Origin of the sequence: Oceanobacillus sp. M65 (assembly GCF_052246275.1) — a bacterium.
In the GTDB taxonomy this organism is placed as follows: domain Bacteria; phylum Bacillota; class Bacilli; order Bacillales; family Amphibacillaceae; genus Oceanobacillus_B; species Oceanobacillus_B jordanicus.
Window position 1 is genome coordinate 850,282 of sequence record NZ_JBQQCJ010000002.1, and the last position, 22,148, is coordinate 872,429.

Sequence of the window (22,148 nt, forward strand, 5' to 3'; positions counted from 1 at the left end):
TCTATTCTTTCGATGCAAACACCTTGCCCATCTTATGGCAAGGTGTTTTTTCTTGGTTCCAAGGTAACCCGTTAATTCAAGGGGGAAATAAAGATGGCAACATATCGTGAAATTAAGGTGGATGAACGCCTACCAATACTAAAGAGCTTACCGCTTAGTTTTCAGCACTTATTTGCAATGTTTGGATCCACCGTACTGGTTCCTGTTTTGTTTGGAATAAATCCTGCTACCATTTTATTAATGAACGGAATTGGGACATTAATTTACTTATTTATAACAAAAGGAAAAATTCCAGCCTATCTGGGATCAAGCTTTGCCTTCCTTTCACCTGTAGCAGTGGTATTAGGTAATTATGCCGGAGGAGAAGGATATAGCTACGTTCTTGGTGGTTTTCTGGCAGTAGGGATTGTGTTAACCCTTGTTGCCTTAATAGTGAAAATGGTCGGTACAAGTTGGATTGACGTTATTTTCCCACCAGCCGCAATGGGGGCTATCGTAGCAGTTATCGGTCTTGAGCTCGTACCAACAGCTGCCGAGATGGCAGGTTGGATTGCCCCGGCCGATGCAGGAGCTAACTGGGCGATGGATACGGATGTAGCAATTGTTGCGTTATTAACCCTTGCTATTACAATTGTTTGCTGGGTTACCTTGCGGGGATTTTTAAAAATCATACCTATCTTAATTGGAATTATTGCTGGTTATATTATTGCTTACTTCTTCGGCTTAGTAGATTTCACACCTGTGAAAGAAGCGGCTTGGATTTCTCTACCTGAATTTTATCAAATGAAATTTGACTGGTCTGCAATCGTCGTGATCCTCCCAGCAGCGCTAGTTCTTATTCCAGAGCATATTGGGCACTTATTTGTAACTGGGAACATAGTGAAAAAGGATCTTGCAAAAGACCCTGGTCTTGACCGCTCATTGGCCGGAAACGGTATTTCTACAATAATTTCCAGCCTTTTTGGGTCTACACCGAATACGACGTATGGAGAAAACATTGGAGTACTTGCGATAACACGTGTTTATTCAACTTGGATCATTGGTATAGCAGCCGTTATTGCAGTGGTTCTTTCTTTTGTCGGGAAGCTGGCAGCTCTTATATCTTCTATCCCTGGGGCCGTAATGGGAGGAATCTCACTCCTATTATTTGGTATTATAGCAGCAAGCGGAATTCGGATGCTTGTCGAAGCAAAAGTAGATTACAACCGTTCCACCAACTTAATCCTTACATGTGTTGTGCTTGTTATTGGAATTAGTGGTGTTACCATCCAGATTGGCGAAGTTGCTTTAAAAGGGATGGGATTGGCAACTATCGTAGCAATAGTCTTAGGGATATTCTTCAAATTGCTAGATACTTTTAAACTGTCAAATGAAGAATAATAGATAAAGCAGAACAAAAAAAGCAGGCGGTACCATACCGCCTGCTTTTTTTTGTAGTTTCTTGGATCTGATGTATAAGTGGTTTATTTAAAGTCCATTTTCCAGCTGTAATAGCCTTTTTCAGCATTTTTCTCATAAGTTAGATAGGCGTTGAATTTCTTTCCTTTCTTACTGGTGAGTCCTTTTACAAATGCCTGCTTCTTTGTCAACAGATTCTTCACTAATGTTTTCGTAGGTTTCTTTCGCATTGCAGCTAAATACTTGTCATTTTTCCAAATGATAAAATTGCAGCCTTTTTTCCACTTATTACAGGCAAACCCCATATAAACTTCCGTGACAGTTTCTCCACATTCCGGGCATTTCCCTAGTGGTTCATTGGAAATTTTGGCAGGAGTGATTTCATTAATAATCTCACTTTCATCCGCCTTTATCTGATTAACAGAGCTTGTAGTAAACTGTGAAATTACTTCAAGAAATTCTTGCTTACTCCCATCCCCTTTTTGAATATCTGCCAGTGACTTTTCCAGGCGACCTGTAAACTCTAAGTCAAACAGTTGCTTTACTGGGAACGTTTCTACAAGGGTCTTTCCTAGCTTTGTACAAGTAAGGTTTTTCTGTTGTGCAGTTATATATCCTACATCTTTCAGTTTTTTAATAGTTTCAGCCCGTGTGGCTGCTGTACCAATACTAAAACCACCTAAGACTGCCTCCACATCTGCTTCGCCATCAGACTCTTCCTTTAAGTGCTTGCCACATGTCTCCATCACTCGTAGCAATGTCCGCTCTGTATGCTGTTTTGGTGGCTTCGTTACATGCTTAGTGACTTCCGATTTAATCACTGAAACGGAAGCTCCCTGCTCGACCGGAGGCAATAAAGTGTCCTTGGAAGCTATCTTTTCAACCTTTTTCCAGCCTTCAATCAGCTGTACTTTTCCTTTTGTATGAAACATGCCTTCTACGTCAGCAACAGTCGTTACCAGCTTCGTCTCTTCATACACAGCAATTGGCATGAACTGCATGATAAAGCGGTTTTTTATTGCCATATAAACAACCCGCTCATCTGCGGTCAGCCTTTTAGGAAGCAGGTATGTAGGTGTGATAGCACTATGACTTTCCACCTTTGCGTTATTAAATACACGCTTTGTCTTTTGGAACTTTACCTCATCCTTATAAGGAAGATCTTGTATATGATTATCCAATACTTTTTTCATTTTTCCTGTAAGGCTTTCTTCTAAGGCAATACTGGAGGTTCGTGGATACGTAATATACTTTTTCTCATACAACGATTGCGCTACCTTTAGAACCTTATCCGATGTCCATCCATTAAACTTATTGGTGATGTACCCTTGCAAGCTTGATAGATTAAATAAAAAAGGAGGGAATTCCTTTTTCTTTTCCACTTGCTTATCTGTTACATTTCCTTCTTTTCCTTCTAAAACACGTTGGAATTCATCGAGTGCACTTCGTTCCTTAAACTTCTCCTGTTTTCCTTTTTTATATGTTCCTGTGTATTCTTTTCCGTCTTTTGTATAGAATGTCGCATGCAGCCTAAAGTAATCTTCCGCAACAAAGGATTCTATTTCTTTATCACGGTCGTAAATAATTTTTAAAGTAGGCAAAAGAACTCGTCCTATATTAAGGGCCTTCCCTTTCCCTTTTTGATACTTTAATGTTGCCACAGAAGTGAGATTAATTCCGATCATCCAGTCTGCCCATTGTCTACTAATCCCTGCATCTCTTAATGGTTTCATCACATCATTTTGCTTCACTTCTTTTAATCCCTTAATAACTTCTGCAGGTGTCCACTCGTTTAAAAGCAGACGGTAAACGGTTTTATTCGGTTTACTACCTCTATAAATAATACTGTCACCAATCAATTGACCTTCCCGATCATAATCACAGGCCGAAATTATGGCTTCAACATCGTTTCGTTTCATCAGTTTATGTATAGTTTTGAGCTGTTTAGCAGCACCTCCGTCTGTCTGGCTCCTATTACGAGGGTTGCTTTTCACTTTGTACTTTAATTGAGGAGGAATAAAGGGGAAGTTGTCCATTTTCCAACGAGCCATTTTGCTATCATAATCTTTCGCATCGTAGAGCTCTACTAAATGGCCGAACGCCCAGGTAATGATGTAGTCAGCACCTTCAAAGTAACCATCTTTCTTTGTTTTCACTTTAAGTGCATCTGCTATGTTTTTTGCAACAGATGGTTTTTCAGTAAGTATTAACTTCAAAATAAATCACCTTTTTTCATTTATTGGGATGGTAATCCGGAGAGTGTGAATGGGGATTAGCCTATTATACTACATATCTACTATTAAGAAAAACAAAGAAAAAAAGCAACTTTACGAGAAAGCTGCTTTTTAGAACTTCTGATTTTACTTGCTCAATTTCTTGGTAAGTGGGTAAACCCCGACGCTTTGGATAACGAGAGAGAGCATAATTGCTGCAAAGGTTAGGGAAATCAGCATGCTACTTCCGTTGTTTTCTGCTTCTAACCCCATTAATAATGCCACTGACATGGTTCCCTTGATTCCTGTCCATGCTATTAATGTAACATCCTTAACAGAAAAACTTTCTCTCCATTTCGGAATTCCTTTTAATGTGGCAAGTAGAACTACATAGCGAGCAAGCACTGAAGCGATGAAAATGAGTAAGGCAAGCCCCCATTCACTAAACTGAAGATAGCTAGCCGATTGTACGCCGATCATTAAAAATAAAATAGCAAGAACGCTTGGCTCCACAATATCCCAAAATCCATTTAAAGAACTTCTGAAATGTGCTTCCTTAATATTTTTACCAAACTCATAGGATAGCATTAACCCTGCTGTAACGGTAGATAATACTCCTGAGACCCCAATTCCTTCTCCAATGTAAAAGCTCCCATATGCCACAATAATACTTAGCATTACCTGATATTCCCTATGATGTGTGAAATGCACTAGCTTGCTCATTAACCAACCAAAAATCACACCTAATGCGACGCCTCCCAATGCTACAAAAAGAAATTCAGTGACAAATGATCCAATAGCAAAACTAGTATGGTGAAGATACATCTCCAAAAACACTGTAAATAAAACGATACTTGTCCCATCATTCATGAGGGACTCTCCCTCCACTATATCGGCAATCCGCTCATCACTGGATGAATTTTTAAGAATTGAAACCACTGATACGGGATCTGTTGGCGCTAAAATGGACGCTACAAGCAAGGAGGCTGTCAACGAGAGCGAGATAAATACATTACCTATTAAAAAGATAGTTACACCAAGTACAGCTACCGTTAAAAGTAAACCTACTGTTCCTAGACTCCCAATAACCCATTTGTTTTTGCGTAAGTATTTTATAGGAAACCGGTATGCGGACGTAAATAGTAGTGCTGGCAAGAACACCATAAAGATTAGTTCCTTTGATATGGTGACACTACTGAAAAACGGTATAAAGGAGAGGCCAATCCCTATTAATACTAAAACGATAGGAACTGGAAAAAAATTTTGTTTCTTGTCAATAGAGTAAACGATATAGCCAATTACTAATAAGATTAAGAGTTGATGTGTGTTCATACTACTTTTCTCCTTTATTTTTTACCAAAATAGAATAAACCTACCACTGCTCCAAGCAGGCACATGACCAATGATACGATTAAAAATGGTATTGGTCCAAATTGGAAAATTAGTGGGACAGACAAAGCAGTCACTAGCCCCCCACCAAGGAATGGTTCGTAAACAAGCTGCTTATAGCCAAAACCTTCAAAAGCAGGTGACTTCCCGTCAGGATCTGCCACACGCATTAAAAGCAGACCTGTTGCTGTAATTCCCATGGACTGCCCAAAATCACCAATTCCACGCTCAAACCAGTAAGAAGGTATAATTCTCGGTGCTAAAATAATAAACCCGAGTACGTTCCAAGCAATACCAGCTCCTGCCATTAATAAAAATGGAACAAGGTACTCGCCTATAACATCAAGAGACACTGTCCCAATTGCAGCTAGAATTAATATATCAAGAGAGAATCCCTGAATTCGATTAACCATTCTACGATCTAAGATCTCAGTCTGGTCAAATTTGTTGAAGATAACTTGAATGATGATCCCCCCAATCATCGCTAATGGGAACAACGGGATATATGTCATAAACTCTGAATCTGTTATAGCACCCCATGTTACACTTTCTAATCCAATTAGACCTTGTAAAATTAGCCAACCAACTAGTATAGCTAACCCGACCATAGCAAAATGCAACGAAAGTGGTTCGATAGACTCTGGCCTAACTGTCATATTTGCAGCAGGTTCTCTATTTTGAAATTCCATTACTCCCTTTTTACGTAATTCGGAGAAATCCTCTACATTTTTTACGATCCTCGTTTTCTTTTTTCGGACAGCCCAATTAATAAGTATAATCCCAATAATCACACCAGAAAGCACCCCAACTGTTGCCAGACCTATTGCGAGGTCATAGGCTTCTGAGAAACCGAGATCCCCAAAAGTCCCAGCCATCCCAGCTGCAGTTCCGTGTCCACCTTCAAACGCCACTTCAATTAACGCTCCTGCCATTGGAGGAATATCAAAGAAGGGAGTTAAAACCAGTATAGTAAGTAAGATACCAATCACGTATTGTCCCCAGCCTATCGTCCAACCGAAAGCAAGCTGTGGTCCACCATAATTCCATACCTTAGACAGACTAGGTATGGTTGCACCAAGAAACAATGTTGCAAATACGATATTTATCATTAATCCTGGTAACGCACTCCAAACTTCCATTACTTCTTCCGTCATGATGCCGTTCACCCAAAAAGAGTTTTCTCCTGTGAAGTTTTCCAGAATTCTCCCTAATACTTCGGGACCTAGTAATAATGCTAAAAAACCGCCTATAATAGATGAAGGTAAGAATAAATTTTGCAACCATTTCACACGCATACGGATCCATTTACCAACGAGCAGAAAGAATGCAAGATATAATAATGTAAAACCAATTTGGCCTGGTGTCATGAATACTACCCCTTTATTTTGCTTAGTTCCTTGTTTTTTCCCTTCATAAAATTAACTCAAACGCAACTTTGAACATAAAAAAACTCTCTGCCATATACAGAGAGTTTTCAATACAGTTCTATTTTGTATCAGGGTCTGGCAGGTCATCTGACTTGCGCATTGCCCATGCTGGTGTATTAAAAATATAAGGAGGAGCGGGAGGGAGGTGTGGTGCTGGAGCAAATGCAACAGGTCTATCAACATAATTAAAAGTACCACAGCCATCCATACTTGGGCCATGTGCCCATCTACCTTCAGCACTTGCATCTCCTTGGGAGAAATTAAATAATGTATAGGCAACCTGCTGTACCTCTAGTTCTCGAGGGAAAGTACTCGGGACAACTATGTTTTCTTTTTCTTCAAGCTCTTTAATTGCAGCATACCACTGGTTTTGGTGGGCCGTATCTCGTGCTATAAGCCAAGATAATGTATTTCTAACGCCACTATCATTCGTCATCTCATATAAGCGAGCAACCTGAAGTCTTCCCATTGACTCTGCCATTAAATTAGCTCGGAAATCGGCAATTAAGTTACCACTTGCTCCAATATAACTAGCTGTCCAGCGATTACCCACACTATCTACAGGCATTGCTCCTAAACCTGAAACAATGGCATGCTGTGGATTTGAACCTCCCAATATAGCAGCTACAACTGGATCATCCACAGCATCATCCAATTCCAGATCTGGTGCGTTATCCAGAAGACGCGCAATTAGCGTGGCTAGCATTTCTACATGGGCAATTTCCTCTGTTCCGATATCCATTAATAGATCCTTGTATTTCCCATTCCCTCTTACGTTCCACCCTTGGAATAAGTATTGCATCATAACCGATATTTCACCGTATTGGCCGCCTAGAACTTCTTGTAACTTCTTAGCAAAAACAGGATCTGGACGATCAGGCTTGGCATGGTACTGTAAATCCTTTACGTGATAAAACAATCCACTCACATCCTTTATAGTTTGACAATAGGCAAATATCCGCCCCTTTTAGATGGTATGCAGATAGCTAGGCCATTGTTCCACAAAATTTATGCAAGTGGAGGAGTGTTCGTTAATATGTATGTAGTCAATTATAAGGGCAAGAGGGCGATTTATCTGCCATGATTGCGAATTTATTGGTCCTGGCCACTCTCTGTTCAAAAAATTAGGCTAAAAATTAAACTACTCCCACCTTTTTGGGTAAAGGTGGGAGTGTCTAACCTGAATTAAGATAGGATGGTAGGATAGTGGGAGTTTAGTTTTCCCCCTAAATACTTCGCTACCTCCAGCATGCCATAGGTGCCATAATTGGCTTCGGCTTCAGAATTATAATTTGTATTTGTATTAATGTCATACGTATAAAGGTTACCGTCCTCATCTTCAATAAATTCAATACCAGCGATTTGGATGTCATTCCCTTTAAGCACTTGTTTATATTTTTCTAATACTGGGTGGTCAAAGCCTTTCCTAACTTGGAATTTCGCAGGGGCTTCTTGTTCTTCAGCAGGACAGAATAAATCCTCAATAGTACATGCATCTGCCGGGCAAAGTTCAAATCCTTCTGATGTATCTACTCTTACTGCATAAACAAATTCCCCGCCGACAAACTCACACCTCGTAATATAGGATTCTGGTGACTGAATATATTCCTGTATTAAGGTGACACCATCGACAGGCTCTTCGAAGTCCCCACCTTCTACATATTCCTGCAAGGCTTTAACTGAATGAAACAATTGAACACCAAGTCCCTTCCCTGCTCGATTATGCTTTGTAATAAAAGGTTTCCCTGCAAAGCTTTCGGCTACTTCAATAAATTCTTTTTTTCCAACAGCAGCCGTTGTCTTTGGTGTACGGACTCCGTATTTTTCCAATTCCAAATATTGCTTCACCTTGCTGAGCTCTAGATCAAGCGCCCTGCTCCCATTCACAACCGTTCTACCGTGATGTTCAAGCCAGGATAACACGGCACTTGTCAGCTCTGGAGAAAAACGGTTTCCCCTTGTGTGGGATGATGCACTCATTCGATTATAAAAAACTCCCTCTGGCGGGACGGCAGTCAAATCAACCTTCCCGCTCGTTAGAAGCCAATCCTCATAAGGAATCGCTAATTCATCCAATCGCTTAAATAAATGTGTCGTCCATTCTTCATTTTCATGAATGATATATAATTTCGTCATGATGGCCTCTCCTATCTATTATTTAGTAAAACCTTTTTCCATTCATCGACCTTTGGCATAACATTTTTGGCGAAGTTTTCTAGCTCCTCCAATTGCGGTGAGCACTGTAGCAATAGTAAATCGACTCCAGCTTCTTCATATGCTATAATTTGCTCGGCTATTTGTTGCGGTGTGCCCACAAGATTTGGACGTAGGCCCCTGTTCGATACAGAATAATCCTGCAGTTTTACCTGCTGTTCCAGTTGTGACATTGTCGTAAAGTCCTGAAACCCAGCGTACGCATCGGATTCTTTTACAGTTGTAATTCTCTCAAGCTCTCGTAATGCCTCTTCCTCTGTTTCACGGCAAATAACATAGGCAGCCATACCAAACGACTGTAACGGCTCCTTCCCTGCATGCTTTCTCCGTTCTTTCATATCGTTAATTTTTTGTCTCGCTTCTTCTACTGTATGTCCATGCATGACATAGGCATCACAATAGGTGGAAATAACCTCTTTTCCTTTGTCACTTTCACCGCCAGCATACAACACCGGGTTTGGTCGTTGTACAGGTTTTGGTGAAAGCTTTGTATTTTCAATTTGATAAAATTTTCCGTTGTAGGAGAATGACTCTTCCGTCCACAAACCTTTTAACACTTCAAGAAACTCTTCTGTTCGCTCATAACGGGCATCATGCTCTGTAAATTCTGCTCCATATTGCTTCGCTTCCTCTGCCCACCAGCCGGATACGACATTTAATGTAAAACGCCCATTGCTAATATGATCAATGTTGGCCGCCATTTTGGCTGTAACAGCGGGATTGTGAAAGACAGGACGAACGGCCGTCATAATCTCTATTTTTTCGGTTACAGCAGCTAGTGCTGCAGCAGTTGACCATGCTTCAATTGAATCTTCTTTTGTCCCTTTAATATCATTTAAATAGAGTTCAGCAATCAATGTCGTGTCATAGCCCCATTTTTCTGCTGACTGAATTACTTGCTTTGCATAATTAAAAGTAGGTGGCATTTTCTCATCTTCTACATTACGTAGCCAACCTCCAAAAATCGGTAACCAAAATCCATATCTCATCTTCCCCACTCCTATTCTCCAAATTGAAAACAAAAAAACTCTTTCCCGAAGAAAAGAGTTTAAAATTCTAATAGAACTTCATCCTCTTATCTTCCAAGCAATTGCTTGATGGAATTGGCACAGTATCTAACTAAACAGACCTGTTGCCGAGGCTTCAAAGGGCCATATCCCTCCACCTCTCTAGATAAGAAACATTATTATTTAATTAGTACTTAAAAGATTAGCGCAAAATGTTAGAACTGTCAATTAATTAATTTTTCCTAGTAAAAGCAAGGCTAAGGTCTTTCCGCAATAATACGAACAAGGCTATCTTCCACGTCTTTAGCAGCTTCTTCATCAAGCACATTATTAATCATAATAGAAAAAATATAATTCTCTCCTGACAGGTTCTGTAAATAACCAGATAGTGTAGCTACTCCAAAGATTGTTCCTGTTTTAGCTTCAACCTGGACGTCTCCCAACCGATTCCTTAATGTTCCACCAACCATCTTGCCTGTCTCTCCCGCTACTGGGAGTGCGTTCTTGAAGGCAGGAAACCATGGCTTATCCTGTACGATAAAAAGTAGTTTACTAAGTTCGTTTGCTGGAATGAGATTGACATGTGAAATACCCGAACCATCTCGAATTAATAACGTACTTCGATTTAACCCAAGCTTTTCTAGCTCCTTTTGCATAACCTCAAGTCCTTTTTCCCAGCTTCCTTCCTTTTGCACATGCTTTCCCATTTCCTTTATGAGCACTTCCCCGTGCACATTGTTGCTCAGCTTCATAAACGGTACAAGCAATTCTTTTAATGGTATAGAACTATGTTGAAAAAGCAAGGAACTTTCATTAGGCGCTTTGCCAACCATCACTTCCCCAGACCAAGTGATCCCTTTTGCTTGAAGTGCATCCTGAAAAAGGGACATAGCATAGCTTGTCGGATCCCATACGGCCATATATTCTTTCACCGTTTCTGCCCCAGCTGGTATGGTGCCTGTAAGCGTGATTTCGTTTGACCCATGTTCTCTTTCCACTGTTAGATCCTCTTCCACATTGTTGGAACTTGTCTCGGCTCGATTATGTATTGTTACATAGTTGGTGTTAGGTGACACAGTTATGATAGGCTTCTCCCCTGGCTCTTCATCGGCTGTTATCTGAAGCGTAACACTTCCCGCGTCATAGTCTTCGTCAGGTGAGGAAGTCAGCGCCGAAATTTGCGCCCCGTAATGAAATGATTCGTCACTCCAAATTAAGTCAGGGGAAAGGCGTACGTTATCATACCATGTATCATCCCCAATAAGATCTCCCTTGATATGCCTCACTCCCAGTTCTTGAAGTTGCTCTGCAAAACGGGCAAAATCTTCAGGTGTCAAGGTCGGATCCCCTTTTCCGACAAGGTAAAGGTTTCCTACTAACTGTTCATCTCTGTTAACGCCGTCGGTCTTTATTTCGGTAGAAAAGGTGTAGTCTTCTCCAAGAACCTCTAAGGCTGCAGCTGCAGTTAAAAGTTTCATATTGGATGCAGGACGAAGCCTTGTATCTCCAAGGTTTTCATATAGAAGCTCGCCAGATTTTGCATCCCGCACACTCATTCCAACTAATGCACCTTTCAACATTGGTTCTGTTTCTATTTCGTTATCCAAACGCTGTTTCATTGTCCCCCGCTCCTCTATCGCATGTACTCTCTTTTCTTCGGGCACTGAAGCAGCTAAGCAAAAGATGAGCAAGAGTATCCATACACGGCTGACATTTCTTTTTAACATCATGTAAGCACCTCTTACATTTTATTGATCAGGCCCTATTCAGTATTTCCACAAAATAAGAAGGAAATCCTTGTTATTAGAAAAACTCGCATTCGCTCGTCTATTAACGAACGCGTACGTTTTTCTTATACTTGGCACTTCAAAATTTTAACTACGTGGTGATTGCTTTCTAGCTGAAATTTTATAATTTCCTAACGTACGAATAAAATGTTTATCCTTTATTCTTATCAACAATCCGGTAGTTGATGGTTAAAAAAGGTATCGAGAAAATGCGCATCTTATGTGTCGCTCTCAAACTCCCTTCCTGTTCTTCACCTACCACAAATGTTTCCTCTAGAGGAAGCTTTAGTACCTGCCTGCCAACAGCCAAATAGATCCCTGCTTGTTGCGCGTTTTCTTGTTGTTTACTTGTTAATTGCAGGTTTCCGTGCTTATTCTGCAATGCAAGGGTGCCAATCATAGTAGAGCCTGGAAGGGGTAGTGCAATATCCATGTAGGTTCTGTCCTCCCCTTCATGAAAAGAATAAATCGCGACAAATATTGTTTCCTCGTTCACCTTTCGCAGCCAGACACGTGGTTTTGTTCGTCCATCAACTGTTTCGCTAATCCCGATAATCCTCCCCGTCATCTCTACTTCCTTAGAAGAGAAAGGAAGATTAAGCTGCCCAATCCGCTTACTAATATGTTGATAGATCCAAGCAAAGGGCTTAAACCATCCGTGCCATTTCACTTGCGAAAAAAGCCTGTAATCATTGGTGTTTTCATAGAAATCAATCACCGAATTTGATAGACTCTCTCTTTCAATTTGCGGCTCGTAAACGTGCATGGAGTCTACCAGTCCACTGTATGTATCTTTCGCTTTTATATCAGCTAGCACTTTTTCTCCGATAACCCGCTTTCCTCTTATGCGACTGACAGGGAATGATCGGTGCATCGCTTTTGGGCGAGGGCAGTTTATCATCCAGCCAATTAGCCCAACCATAGCAAATACGACTCCATTCATTACACCATGGAACCTGAGCATAAAGTCAATGCTTACATAAAACACACCTGTCATATTACCAAAGGCGTAGCATAGGGAGAACAAAATGGAAATTCCCAACGCAGAAAAGGACAGCCGAATGAGCCATGCTTGTATCGAGCGGGAAAAGCTAGTTTTCCATGCTAAGGTGATCAAGCTGTAGATCCCTATCATATAAAGCATTACACCAAGTAACTCTAGTACAACCGCATACGAAATACCAACTGCTACAAGAATGGGTGCCAATAAGATAGCTATACCAGCCATTTTATAAAAACGGTTTTGCTTTAGCCTTCCTAAAAACCCTGCAAAAACCGGTAACAAGAAGGAAGCATAATGAAAATGGATGCCTGTTAACCATGTTAAAATAGGAGAAAAACCAGTATCTAGCTGTACGACACTAGCGAAATACCAAGCCCCTCCAATTGCAAGGTACATGCAACCTATATCAATCATAAATTCTTCAAACCGGGCAAACCCACGCTGTAATAGTCGCTTTGCCCCAAAGCAAGCCACAAGTATCGTGAAAGCTAGATAAAAAAGCGCAAGGACGATATCCCAAGGTGTGCGCTGTGTCATTTCAAGCAAGAAAACAGCAGTTAGTCCGAGAAAAGCTGCATACGGCAGGATACGAAAAAATCCTTGCTCCGCTTTGCCTAACAAATGAAGGGTTAGTGGCACAAATACTAATTGGGCAATACTTAGCAATAAATAATACCATGGCCCAGTACCGAATAAAGTAAGGAATAAAAATAACCCAATCATGCCTATTGCTACTTTATCAAGTGTCATAATGGTGAAACACTCCCTCATAGGCGAAAACAATTCCGATTAGCGGGTTTTTCACATGCACGCTAATCGTGTACGCCTCCTTTTCTTCTATGTATGCTTCTTTAACAGTGGCTTTCCCTTGAAAGATGCTTGGCAATGGAATCTCAACTGGACCAAGCAGCAAGCGCTGTCGCTTGGAAGTGATGGTGAGTGCTCCATGATCGACCGCCAGTTCCAGATCCGAATAAACAATGGGCGGTTCTCCCAGATAATCCTCGATAATAGCCTCTTTTGCATTAAAACGCATTAAGGCATTGAAATAGCGTTGTTTTTCACCAAAGTAAAAAATACGCTCCCAGTGCACTTGCGCCTCCCCATCTCTTCCGATGCCCGGTGTGTTTTTTAACGTAAAAGGAACCCCTTTTCCTCTCTCTGGAAAAAGTAATTTTCTTTTTACACCAAACAAACCAAGCGGCAGTAAGCCTTTTGGCACACCTTTTATTCGTTTCATGACACCCCTTGCTTCAAATGGACGGTCTTGTAAAAATGTATAGCGTTGTTGTAGTTTTGGGTGTAATTGGTAAAACGCTTGGCCTAATATTTGTTCGTAAATCGAGACGGTCATGTTAATCTCCTTGCTTTCTTTTACAGTTTTTTGCAGTTGGTACCCCTCGACTTGCCATCCAGCCGACCCAGGCTAAAACGAGCAATGCCACGTTAAAGGTGAGGGCATTGAATGGCGCGGTAAGCTGCTCTGGTGCAGCAAAAATTGCTCCTACTGTCAGGAGTGGAAAAGCGATAAACTGCAGTCTGTACAGCTGACGTTTCTTTCGATAAAATAGCCAGCCTACCCCGAATAATACTTCCAATATCCCAATTATTATCACGAGCATGATAGCTGTTTGTGTATCTACTGGAGCCACCTTTTGTAGCATGGACAGTTCTGCCGGATGCTGGTTTATGACCTTTGGCACTAAACCATGATAAATCCAGACAAAAGCGAAGAGAATAGTAGTGATCCAGTGGGTAAAAAACCGTGCATACTGTGCCCATGGTTGTTCCCCTTTTTCTAGCCATCGCTTTACAACATCAAAACTAAGTGCTGTAGCCCAGCCGATTAACGGGCGAAAAAATAGCATATCAAAGAGACTTCCAAGTTTTCCATACCGTGTTTCATAATTATATTGGGTGAGGAAGGTGACGGTATTATCACTTTCTGGCTGGTACTTCCAATACCCTCTTCCTTCTCGAATGAGAGAGATTTTCTGATCCGTGCCAAAATGCAGTGAAGACGTTCTTGCATCGCCCTTTGCTTGATAGCTTCCCACACTTTCACCCCAGCCTTTAATCCGTACTCCAAATCCGATTTTGGTTTGATACGAAAATTGCTGGGGGTTGCCTTCCTTTTTTGGTAAATATGTAATGGAGGAAAATCGCAAATCCCATTTTTCATGGAGGTCAGGACGCTGGGTTGCCTCCCATAAGGATTCCATGTCTGTATGTATTGGTAATTCCACATAGATTGGTTTTGGCTTCATAATACCTCCCCTTAGAAATATGTTTATTTCAAATATAACATAGATTCCGTTATCTTTTTTCCTGTTTTCAAAGCTGGCGGAATAAGTAAGGTTCCCTACTCCCCACCACATGTTAGGGTACAAATCGAAGCTTTCATAAATTACCATTGCTAAAACTAGGTCGATTGGCATATACTATTAGAACAAACGTTCTGTGAGGGGTGAAAGAAATGGACTACTCCAAATATGCTCGCAATGATGTGCTCTGCATTGATATGCGCTCCTTCTATGCAAGCGTGGAGGCAGTGAAAAAGGGGCTAGATCCTATGACTGCACTGCTGGCCGTTGTTGGGGATCCTGATCGACCAGGAAGTATTGTCCTGGCCGCATCGCCGGCACTAAAGCAAAAGTATGGTATCAGCAATGTTAGCCGTTTCTTCGAGCTACCGAAACATGACCCCGAGTTGTACATCGTGCAGGCTCATATGGCAGACTATTTATACGTTTCATCAGAGATTACGAAGTTGCTATATCAGTACGTACCAAAGGAAGCCATCCACCAATATTCTGTTGATGAAGTTTGGGTAACGGTTAATGGGATGGAAAAATTATTTGGAACACGTTGGGAAATCGCCGAAAAAATAAAAGAAGATATCTTAGAAAACTTTGGCATCACTTGCTCTATTGGGATTGGGGATAATAAATTCCTCGCAAAAGTGGTGATGGATTTGCATGCGAAAAAAGTCGGGATTGCCGAGTGTCGCTATGAAGAGGTAGAAGAGAAGCTTTGGCCTTTCCCTGTGGAAAAAATCTGGGGAATTGGCGGCAGAATGAAGCGTAATTTAAACCGGATGGGTATTGTTACACTTGGACAGATTGCCCGTTTCAGTCTTGACCAGCTAAAAAGACGCTTTGGTGTGATGGGAGAGCAGTTATACTGGCATGCATGGGGAATTGACCTTAGCCCGGTGTTTGGCAACTTTACGAAAACGGAACAAAAAGGCTTTGGCCATGGCATCTCCCTCTTAAGAGATTATTCGGCAGAAGAGGCCCCTATTTGCATCCTGGATTTATGTGAAGAGGTATGTCGCCGGGCCCGCACAGCTGACCAAGCTGGGAGAACGATTCATCTTGGGATCTCTTATTCAAAGGAAACAGGTGGCGGCTTTTCCCGTTCCCAATCTGTCAGTATTCCGACAAATGTAACGATGGATGTTTATAGCGTCTGTCTCCAACTTTTCCGCAAATTTTATGATGGAAAAAGCAATATTCGCCATGTCTACGTCACATTGGGGAATTTATTTGCCAAAGGAGAAACCCAACTGGACCTCTTTGAAGATCGTCCCAAGAAAAACGATATCGGCTATACCATGGATGCCATTCGTGACAAATTTGGCACGACCGCCATCCTCCGTGCCACTAGCTATACAAACGCAGGTATCACCATTGGTCGGAGTAAGAAAATCGGTGGACATAGAGCATAACCTCCACTTTAATAATACAGAGAGAGCACCTGGCCAATAGAAGGCCTGGTGCTCTCTTGTAAAACTAATCTGTCAGCAATGGATAATATCCTTCTTCATTATGTGTTTCTGTTCCGACTAGAGGGGGATTGAACACACAGACCATGCGCATTTGCGTTTTTGCTCGTAAATGATGTTTATCATTTTTATCTAGAATATACATCGTCCCCGGCTTTAGTGGATGTACCTTTCCGTTCTCCACCTCTTCAATCTCGCCTTCTCCTTCAATACAGTAAACTGCTTCAATATGGTTCTTATACCAGAAGTAGTTATCCGTACCAGCTTTAATAATTGTATCATTCATACTGAATCCACAATTATCCTTCTTCATCAAAAATCTGCGACTCGTCCAGTTATCACCAGATGTTTCGTCCTCTGTACCGATAATATCTTCAAGTGATTTTACAATCATTATTATTCCCCTTTCTATCGTCTCTCTGTTATGCGGTTACTTGTATTATGCTTTCTTCTAATATAGACAAGCCTTTTTCCAGACCTTCCCTATCAATAACTAACGGTGGGAGAAACTTTACAACTTCATCATTTGGTCCGGAAGTTTCCACGATTAGCCCACGCTGGAAGGCTTCCGCACAGACTTTGCCAGCAAGCCCTTCCTCTTCCATGGCGATTCCCTGCATAAGGCCTCTGCCTCTTGCTTCCCCTTTTAGCTGGGGATATTTTTCAATTAGCTTCTCTACTGTTTCTCGCAAGAAATTTGCTTTTTCCTGCACTGCTTCACTGAATTCTACGCTTTCCCAATTTTTCAATGCTTCCGTAGCTGCGATAAAGGCCAGGTTGTTTCCACGGAAGGTACCATTATGCTCACCAGGCCCCCATTGATCATACTCTGGTTTAATTAGAGTTATAGCCATTGGCAAACCAATACCACCGATTGACTTAGATAGACAAACCACATCCGGCTTAATGCCTGCGGGCTCAAAGCTGAAATAGGTGCCCGTTCTTCCGTTGCCAGCTTGTACGTCATCAATAATCAACAAAATATCCCACCGCTTACAAAGTGCTTCCACTTTTTTTAGCCAGGTCATTCTAGCAGCATTTATACCACCTTCGCCCTGTACGGTTTCTAATATAATGGCAGCTGGTAGGGCTACACCACTTCCACTATCCTCTAAAAACCTTTCCAAATATGCAATAGAGTCTTGATCTTCGACATAATCATCAAAAGGCATAGATACCGTATGATGTAGTGGTACACCTGCTCCATGTCGCTTAAAGGAGTTCGCAGTAACCGAAAGGGAGCCAATCGTCATCCCGTGAAACGCGTTTGTAAAGCTGATAACCGAATCTCTTCCTGTTACCTTACGAGCAATTTTCAATGCACTTTCCACGGTATTTGTACCTGTGGGTCCAGGAAACATAATTTTATAATCGAGATTACGAGGTTTTAAAATCACTTCATTGAAGCGTTCAAGGAAGTTTTTTCTTGGAGTCGTTCCCATATCGAGGCTGTGAATGATCCCGTCATTCTGTATATATTCAATGATTTTATCCTGCATTGCTTGATCATTATGACCGTAATTTAATGTTCCAGCACCAGCAAAAAAGTCAATATACTCTTTACCATCTGTATCCCAAAGCTTATATCCTTTCGCTTTGTCAAAAATAGTCGGCCAGCCCCTGCTATAGCTTCGAACTGCCGATTCCATTTCTTCAAACGTTTTCATTTTCGTATCTTGTATCACTGCAGTAGTCATGAAATCATCCTTTATCATTTATTGGTTGGACCGATTTTAAACAATAACTCATCTTCATGGCCATCCTGTGGGAAATCCTTAGAGGAAAAATAGTCTGTAATCATACAGTTCGTATCCAAATCCCGAGCAAGACCCTTAAATAGATTAGTAGATGCTATATTCGATGGAGAGACTGTTGCCTCAATGTAACGTACCTCATCACATACAGTACGCTTCAAAATATTCCTCAACATGCTGGTAGCCAGGCCTTTTCCTCTACCTGAGTGATGAACAGCCACCTGCCAAATGAATAACGTATCAGCTTTTTTTGGATGTAGATATCCAGAAATGAAGCCACATATTTTTCCCCCATCTATTGCAACAACCGATGTATCGGAGAAAATATCGCACCACATTAAATAGCTATAAGAGGAATTCAAATCCAATACACCAGTATGTTTAATGAGTTCCCAAACCGCAGCGCCATCTTTCTTTACAGGATTACGAAATGTTACATTTGTTTCTATCTCAGCAGGACTCGCTGCCGAATTTACCTTCTGATTATAAATGCTCTCACCTCCTGTTTTTTATGTAAAAACACGTACTTTATAAGACTAATAGGAATCTATTCGAACGTCAAAATGGATTAAGCATGGTATAGCGTGTTTAATCAGGGTATAGTGGGATGAGAGTACAATGAGTATAACGATGCTATGATTATCTGGGAAATGGTAGCGAATAGAGCGAATTTTACGTATTTATTAATAATCAGACTAATTCATAGCCTAACTAAGGAATTTTTTAGAGAACATGCTATACTTGTATAAGAAAAATAGTAAAGAGGTGACTTACATAGATGAAATCATTACGAAATCGCTACAAGCTGATGATCGCTTTTCTAGCTATCATGTTACTTATTGCCCTCCTAAACGGTTGTGGCAGCAATACTGAACCAGAAGAAAATGATACAGAACAAGATAACGGGGAAGAATCCACGAAAGATGTCACGGATTATCCTGAAGTGGATGAGAACCCAATCGTGACGATTACGATGGAAAACGATGACCAAATTATCGCAGAATTATATCCAAAGGTTGCTCCTAATACGGTGGCGAATTTCATATCACTTATTGAAGACGGTTTTTACGATGGTCTGACTTTCCACAGAATTGAACCAGGCTTCGTCATTCAGGGAGGAGATCCTGAAGGAAATGGTACCGGTGGCCCCGGTTATTCAATCGCTGGCGAATTCGAATCAAATGGTGTTAAAAATGATTTAATACATGATCGAGGTGTTCTATCCATGGCAAGGTCTCAATCGCCCGACTCGGCCGGCTCTCAATTTTTTATCATGCTAGAAAGCTCTCCTCATCTGGACGGAGACTATGCAGCATTTGGTGAAGTTACAGAGGGAATGGATACAGTAGATGAGATTGTTGCAGCAGGTAATTCAGGAGATACGCCTGTTATGAAAAAAGTAGAAGTAGATACAAAAGGCTACGATTATCCAGAACCAGAAAAACAATAATGGCTTTTACACAGAACAAAAGCGCAAGCGCCCGTTTAGAAACGTAGCGAGTGGAGCGAATCAACTGAGATAAAGGAATCACGGTGAGGATTCGAACCGATGATGACTTATCGTAGGGCGACTTCGTGAAGTCGCCTAGTTTTCTGGGCTCTGGAGCTGGACGTAGCTAATTCAGTTACTTGGTTATCCACAGTACTCACAATCTATAATTTCCTAGACAATTAGAAAAAGAACAGATACGCACAAAGGTTGCTGGCGTCTCTGTTCTTTTTTCAATTTGATTTTAGCGATCTAGTATTTCTCCTAGAAAGCTCTTCCCCTCAGCGGTGGGAGGTAGTTTGAAGAAATCACAAAATGTAGCACCAACATCTGCCATGGTCGATCGTTCACCAATTGATACCTCTTTTACCATGTCACCGAATATCATGATAGGTACAAACTCTCTTGTATGGTTAGAATGGCCAATTGTAGGATCATTTCCATGATCCGCCATTACGATCAAAATATCATCTTGTTCCATTAATGGTATAAATGACTCCCGTAGCCATTGGTCTGTTTCATTTAAAAGTGCAGCATACCAGTCTGTGTCTTCTGCATGTCCAGCTAGATCTGTTTCCTGAATATTCACTAGGAATGCAGCCTCCCCAGGCTCCTCTCGATAAGTCTCTGAAACTGTCTTTAGTAGTTCTGTCGTATTGACGAGTGGGTTTGCAGGACCTACCCCGTGAAGCACATCTGCGGTTTTGCCCAATCGATAAACTTTCAGCTTATGCGCGGCCGCGATCATCGGAAACTGCTTATCTATTTCCACCCCATATCCCATATGAAAAACATTGTATCCATCACCATAAACATTTGCTTTCGGGGTATCAACTCCCCATTGCTCCTTATTCTTTTGTTTCACACACGAAAGAATGTGCTCAATGGATGTGAAGGGCCCTCCGAATGCGATAACCCTTGTCGTGTCAACATTTTCACGAACAGTTTGACCGAGTTTTTTCACTTCATCAAACGGCATTTTTTTAAAATCAGCGGTAACATTTACAATATTTCCAACAGCTGATTCAAGGTTATCTGCTACTACTGCAGCATTATTTACCAAGAGTACTGGGCAACCAGCAATGGGGTAGCTTACGGAGTATCCACTTGCCTCTAATGCTTCTTTTATTTCTCCATGAATAGCTGACATTAGCCGTCTATTTGATTTCTTCGGACAGCTTCCCGCGATCTCTTGATGTCCAAGATAAGTGTCCGCACCATGATGTGCAAGCCTCGCATAGCCGTAAGCATTTTTAGGTTCTGGCTCGTTATCTACCAGTGTACCTAAACCAGATGCATACATAAATGGAATCTTAAGGTCTTCTCGTTTTATATCCCGAATATGTTTATAAGTATTCGCGTGAGAGTCAGAGGGAACATACTGCTCATAATCATCCATGGCGCCAATCCCAAAGCTATCAATTACGATAAGTGTCATTTTCGCCATGTACTACCACTTCCTTTCCAGGTGAATGAGCTTTGGTTCGCCAGATTGTATTCCTTGCACTAGTGCTATATGGGCGCGGGTAACGAAAATCTGCGTCCTGAAAGAAAAAATTGCTGTATCTCCAATATCGATTGTAAAACTACTTGGAGCATCTATCGTCCCATAATAATCAATCGACTCAGGGCTGTGCTCTTGGACTGTTGTCTGTTGTTTGAGAATGGTAGCTGAATCATGCCCAACAAGACATCCCTCCATGTTGGATCGACCGTAATAGCCACCCGCTATCACCTGAAAGTTCCCCTTGTACGTATGAGAGACTTCCGATACATAAATGATGGCAGGTTCTTCTGGCAAATCTTTAAAAGCATGAAGCGGTGTCGTTCCAGTCAGTGCATGTCCCGGTTCTCCGTGCGTAACTCCTTGAGCTGCCAAAAATGGAATAGTCTCACTGCTAGTGCCACTTGGACCATTAATCTGCTTTATCGTAATACCTTTTTGTTCTAAAGTTTTTTTTGCTCGTAATAATGTGGTTAGATTATTAGTAGGTATCATTTTCGATTTATTCGGAGCCAGTTGCAGGTTTGGAAAACTAGTTATTCCAACAATCGTTACGTGGGAGAGATCCTGAATTCGATCTATCGTCTCTTCCAAGTCCCTAAGAGGGATACCACCTTCCTGAGCACGGTATATACTATCATTTTCGTCCATTACCTTTAAGATAATCTCTTGGTCGACACCAGCGAAGGCTGCAGCAGTTGCTAGCTGCACTGCACGTTCATAAGAAAAAATTGTTACAACTTCCGGATTCCAGCTAAGAACTTCCTCCCATTGATGTTTACCTGGTTGTACGAGATGTCCGATATTGCCTATAGGAATATCATTGTCGGCAAGCAGCTTCCCTTCGTCAAAATCTACCGCTACCGCTTTTTTAATGCCACTTTGTGTAATCACCTCTGCAATTTTCGGCAATCTTCCCAGCTGCTTACTCATAAAATAAAGTTTCATTCCATAAGCGGAAGCTTTTTCTTGCAGCAGACGTGTATTCTTTTTTAATGCATCCACATCAATTATATAAGTGTTGGGAGGAATTTCTCCATTTTGATGAAGGAACATTCCGGCTTGTATTAGCGCAGGATTGCGTCTTTTTGTTACATCTAAAAACATGGAAGCACTCCCCTATCTTTATGTCTGTTCCATTAGTAGTACTTTTAGAAAAACTCGCATTCGCTGGTC

Annotated in this window: 18 protein-coding genes and 1 riboswitch; of the genes, 3 read left to right on the top strand and 15 right to left on the bottom strand. The window is 41.3% G+C overall.

Annotated features, from left to right (window positions below; translation table 11 throughout):
- Positions 1-93 precede the first annotated feature (93 nt).
- Positions 94-1,380 (top strand): uracil permease, encoded by a 1,287-nt coding sequence (gene uraA, locus ACTWPF_RS11935; protein WP_443149223.1) that lies wholly within the window; start codon positions 94-96, stop codon positions 1,378-1,380.
- An 83-nt stretch (positions 1,381-1,463) separates the two neighbouring features.
- On the opposite strand, the gene ACTWPF_RS11940 is transcribed toward uraA, so the two are convergent.
- From ACTWPF_RS11940 to ACTWPF_RS11985, 10 genes are all read right to left on the bottom strand, one after another.
- The gene (locus tag ACTWPF_RS11940; RefSeq protein WP_443149224.1) at positions 1,464-3,614 is read right to left on the bottom strand and encodes a type IA DNA topoisomerase; all 2,151 of its coding nucleotides are present in this window, start codon (positions 3,612-3,614) and stop codon (positions 1,464-1,466) included.
- 144 nt (positions 3,615-3,758) lie between these two features.
- Positions 3,759-4,943 carry a cation:proton antiporter gene (locus ACTWPF_RS11945; RefSeq protein WP_443149225.1) on the bottom strand — a complete coding sequence of 395 codons (1,185 nt, stop codon included), beginning with the start codon at positions 4,941-4,943 and terminating at the stop codon, positions 3,759-3,761.
- A gap of 14 nt (positions 4,944-4,957) precedes the next feature.
- On the bottom strand, positions 4,958-6,367 hold the full coding sequence (locus tag ACTWPF_RS11950; protein ID WP_443149226.1) for a sodium/glutamate symporter: 1,410 nt from the start codon (positions 6,365-6,367) through the stop codon (positions 4,958-4,960).
- A 118-nt stretch (positions 6,368-6,485) separates the two neighbouring features.
- Positions 6,486-7,346 carry a manganese catalase family protein gene (locus ACTWPF_RS11955; protein ID WP_036573506.1) on the bottom strand — a complete coding sequence of 287 codons (861 nt, stop codon included), beginning with the start codon at positions 7,344-7,346 and terminating at the stop codon, positions 6,486-6,488.
- A gap of 266 nt (positions 7,347-7,612) precedes the next feature.
- Positions 7,613-8,563 (bottom strand): ATP-grasp domain-containing protein, encoded by a 951-nt coding sequence (locus ACTWPF_RS11960; protein ID WP_443149227.1) that lies wholly within the window; start codon positions 8,561-8,563, stop codon positions 7,613-7,615.
- A gap of 11 nt (positions 8,564-8,574) precedes the next feature.
- Positions 8,575-9,630 carry an LLM class flavin-dependent oxidoreductase gene (locus tag ACTWPF_RS11965; RefSeq protein ID WP_443149228.1) on the bottom strand — a complete coding sequence of 352 codons (1,056 nt, stop codon included), beginning with the start codon at positions 9,628-9,630 and terminating at the stop codon, positions 8,575-8,577.
- Between the two features lie 83 nt (positions 9,631-9,713).
- A riboswitch (SAM riboswitch) is annotated at positions 9,714-9,821 on the bottom strand.
- An 84-nt stretch (positions 9,822-9,905) separates the two neighbouring features.
- Positions 9,906-11,378, bottom strand: coding sequence for a D-alanyl-D-alanine carboxypeptidase/D-alanyl-D-alanine endopeptidase (dacB, locus tag ACTWPF_RS11970; RefSeq protein ID WP_443149229.1), 1,473 nt, complete (start codon positions 11,376-11,378; stop codon positions 9,906-9,908).
- Positions 11,379-11,586: 208 nt separating this feature from the next.
- A complete protein-coding gene (locus tag ACTWPF_RS11975; RefSeq protein ID WP_443149230.1) occupies positions 11,587-13,188 on the bottom strand; it encodes a YndJ family protein in 1,602 nt (533 codons plus the stop codon).
- On the bottom strand, positions 13,178-13,792 hold the full coding sequence (locus ACTWPF_RS11980; protein WP_443149231.1) for a DUF4166 domain-containing protein: 615 nt from the start codon (positions 13,790-13,792) through the stop codon (positions 13,178-13,180). The genes ACTWPF_RS11975 and ACTWPF_RS11980 overlap by 11 nt, the downstream gene beginning before the upstream one ends.
- Position 13,793: 1 nt before the next feature.
- The gene (locus ACTWPF_RS11985) at positions 13,794-14,705 is read right to left on the bottom strand and encodes a DoxX-like family protein (RefSeq protein ID WP_443149232.1); all 912 of its coding nucleotides are present in this window, start codon (positions 14,703-14,705) and stop codon (positions 13,794-13,796) included.
- A 209-nt stretch (positions 14,706-14,914) separates the two neighbouring features.
- Between ACTWPF_RS11985 and ACTWPF_RS11990 the strand changes: the two genes are divergently transcribed.
- On the top strand, positions 14,915-16,168 hold the full coding sequence (locus tag ACTWPF_RS11990; RefSeq protein WP_443149233.1) for a DNA polymerase IV: 1,254 nt from the start codon (positions 14,915-14,917) through the stop codon (positions 16,166-16,168).
- A 64-nt stretch (positions 16,169-16,232) separates the two neighbouring features.
- On the opposite strand, the gene ACTWPF_RS11995 is transcribed toward ACTWPF_RS11990, so the two are convergent.
- Genes ACTWPF_RS11995 through ectA form a run of 3 tightly spaced genes read right to left on the bottom strand, consistent with a single transcriptional unit; the run spans position 16,233 to position 18,470 of the window.
- A complete protein-coding gene (locus ACTWPF_RS11995; RefSeq protein ID WP_161464962.1) occupies positions 16,233-16,619 on the bottom strand; it encodes an ectoine synthase in 387 nt (128 codons plus the stop codon).
- Positions 16,620-16,647: 28 nt separating this feature from the next.
- The gene (ectB, locus tag ACTWPF_RS12000; protein WP_443149234.1) at positions 16,648-17,922 is read right to left on the bottom strand and encodes a diaminobutyrate--2-oxoglutarate transaminase; all 1,275 of its coding nucleotides are present in this window, start codon (positions 17,920-17,922) and stop codon (positions 16,648-16,650) included.
- A 14-nt stretch (positions 17,923-17,936) separates the two neighbouring features.
- Positions 17,937-18,470, bottom strand: a complete 534-nt coding sequence (gene ectA, locus ACTWPF_RS12005) for a diaminobutyrate acetyltransferase (protein ID WP_443149256.1) — start codon at positions 18,468-18,470, stop codon at positions 17,937-17,939.
- A gap of 287 nt (positions 18,471-18,757) precedes the next feature.
- Between ectA and ACTWPF_RS12010 the strand changes: the two genes are divergently transcribed.
- Positions 18,758-19,429, top strand: a complete 672-nt coding sequence (locus ACTWPF_RS12010) for a peptidylprolyl isomerase (protein ID WP_443149235.1) — start codon at positions 18,758-18,760, stop codon at positions 19,427-19,429.
- 283 nt (positions 19,430-19,712) lie between these two features.
- Here the strand turns inward: ACTWPF_RS12010 and ACTWPF_RS12015 are convergent, their stop codons facing one another.
- Together ACTWPF_RS12015 and ACTWPF_RS12020 are read right to left on the bottom strand one after the other, a co-directional pair.
- Positions 19,713-20,915, bottom strand: coding sequence for a phosphopentomutase (locus tag ACTWPF_RS12015; protein WP_238020794.1), 1,203 nt, complete (start codon positions 20,913-20,915; stop codon positions 19,713-19,715).
- A 3-nt stretch (positions 20,916-20,918) separates the two neighbouring features.
- Complete coding sequence (locus ACTWPF_RS12020) at positions 20,919-22,079, bottom strand: alanine racemase (protein ID WP_443149236.1); 1,161 nt, start codon at positions 22,077-22,079, stop codon at positions 20,919-20,921.
- Positions 22,080-22,148 lie beyond the last annotated feature (69 nt).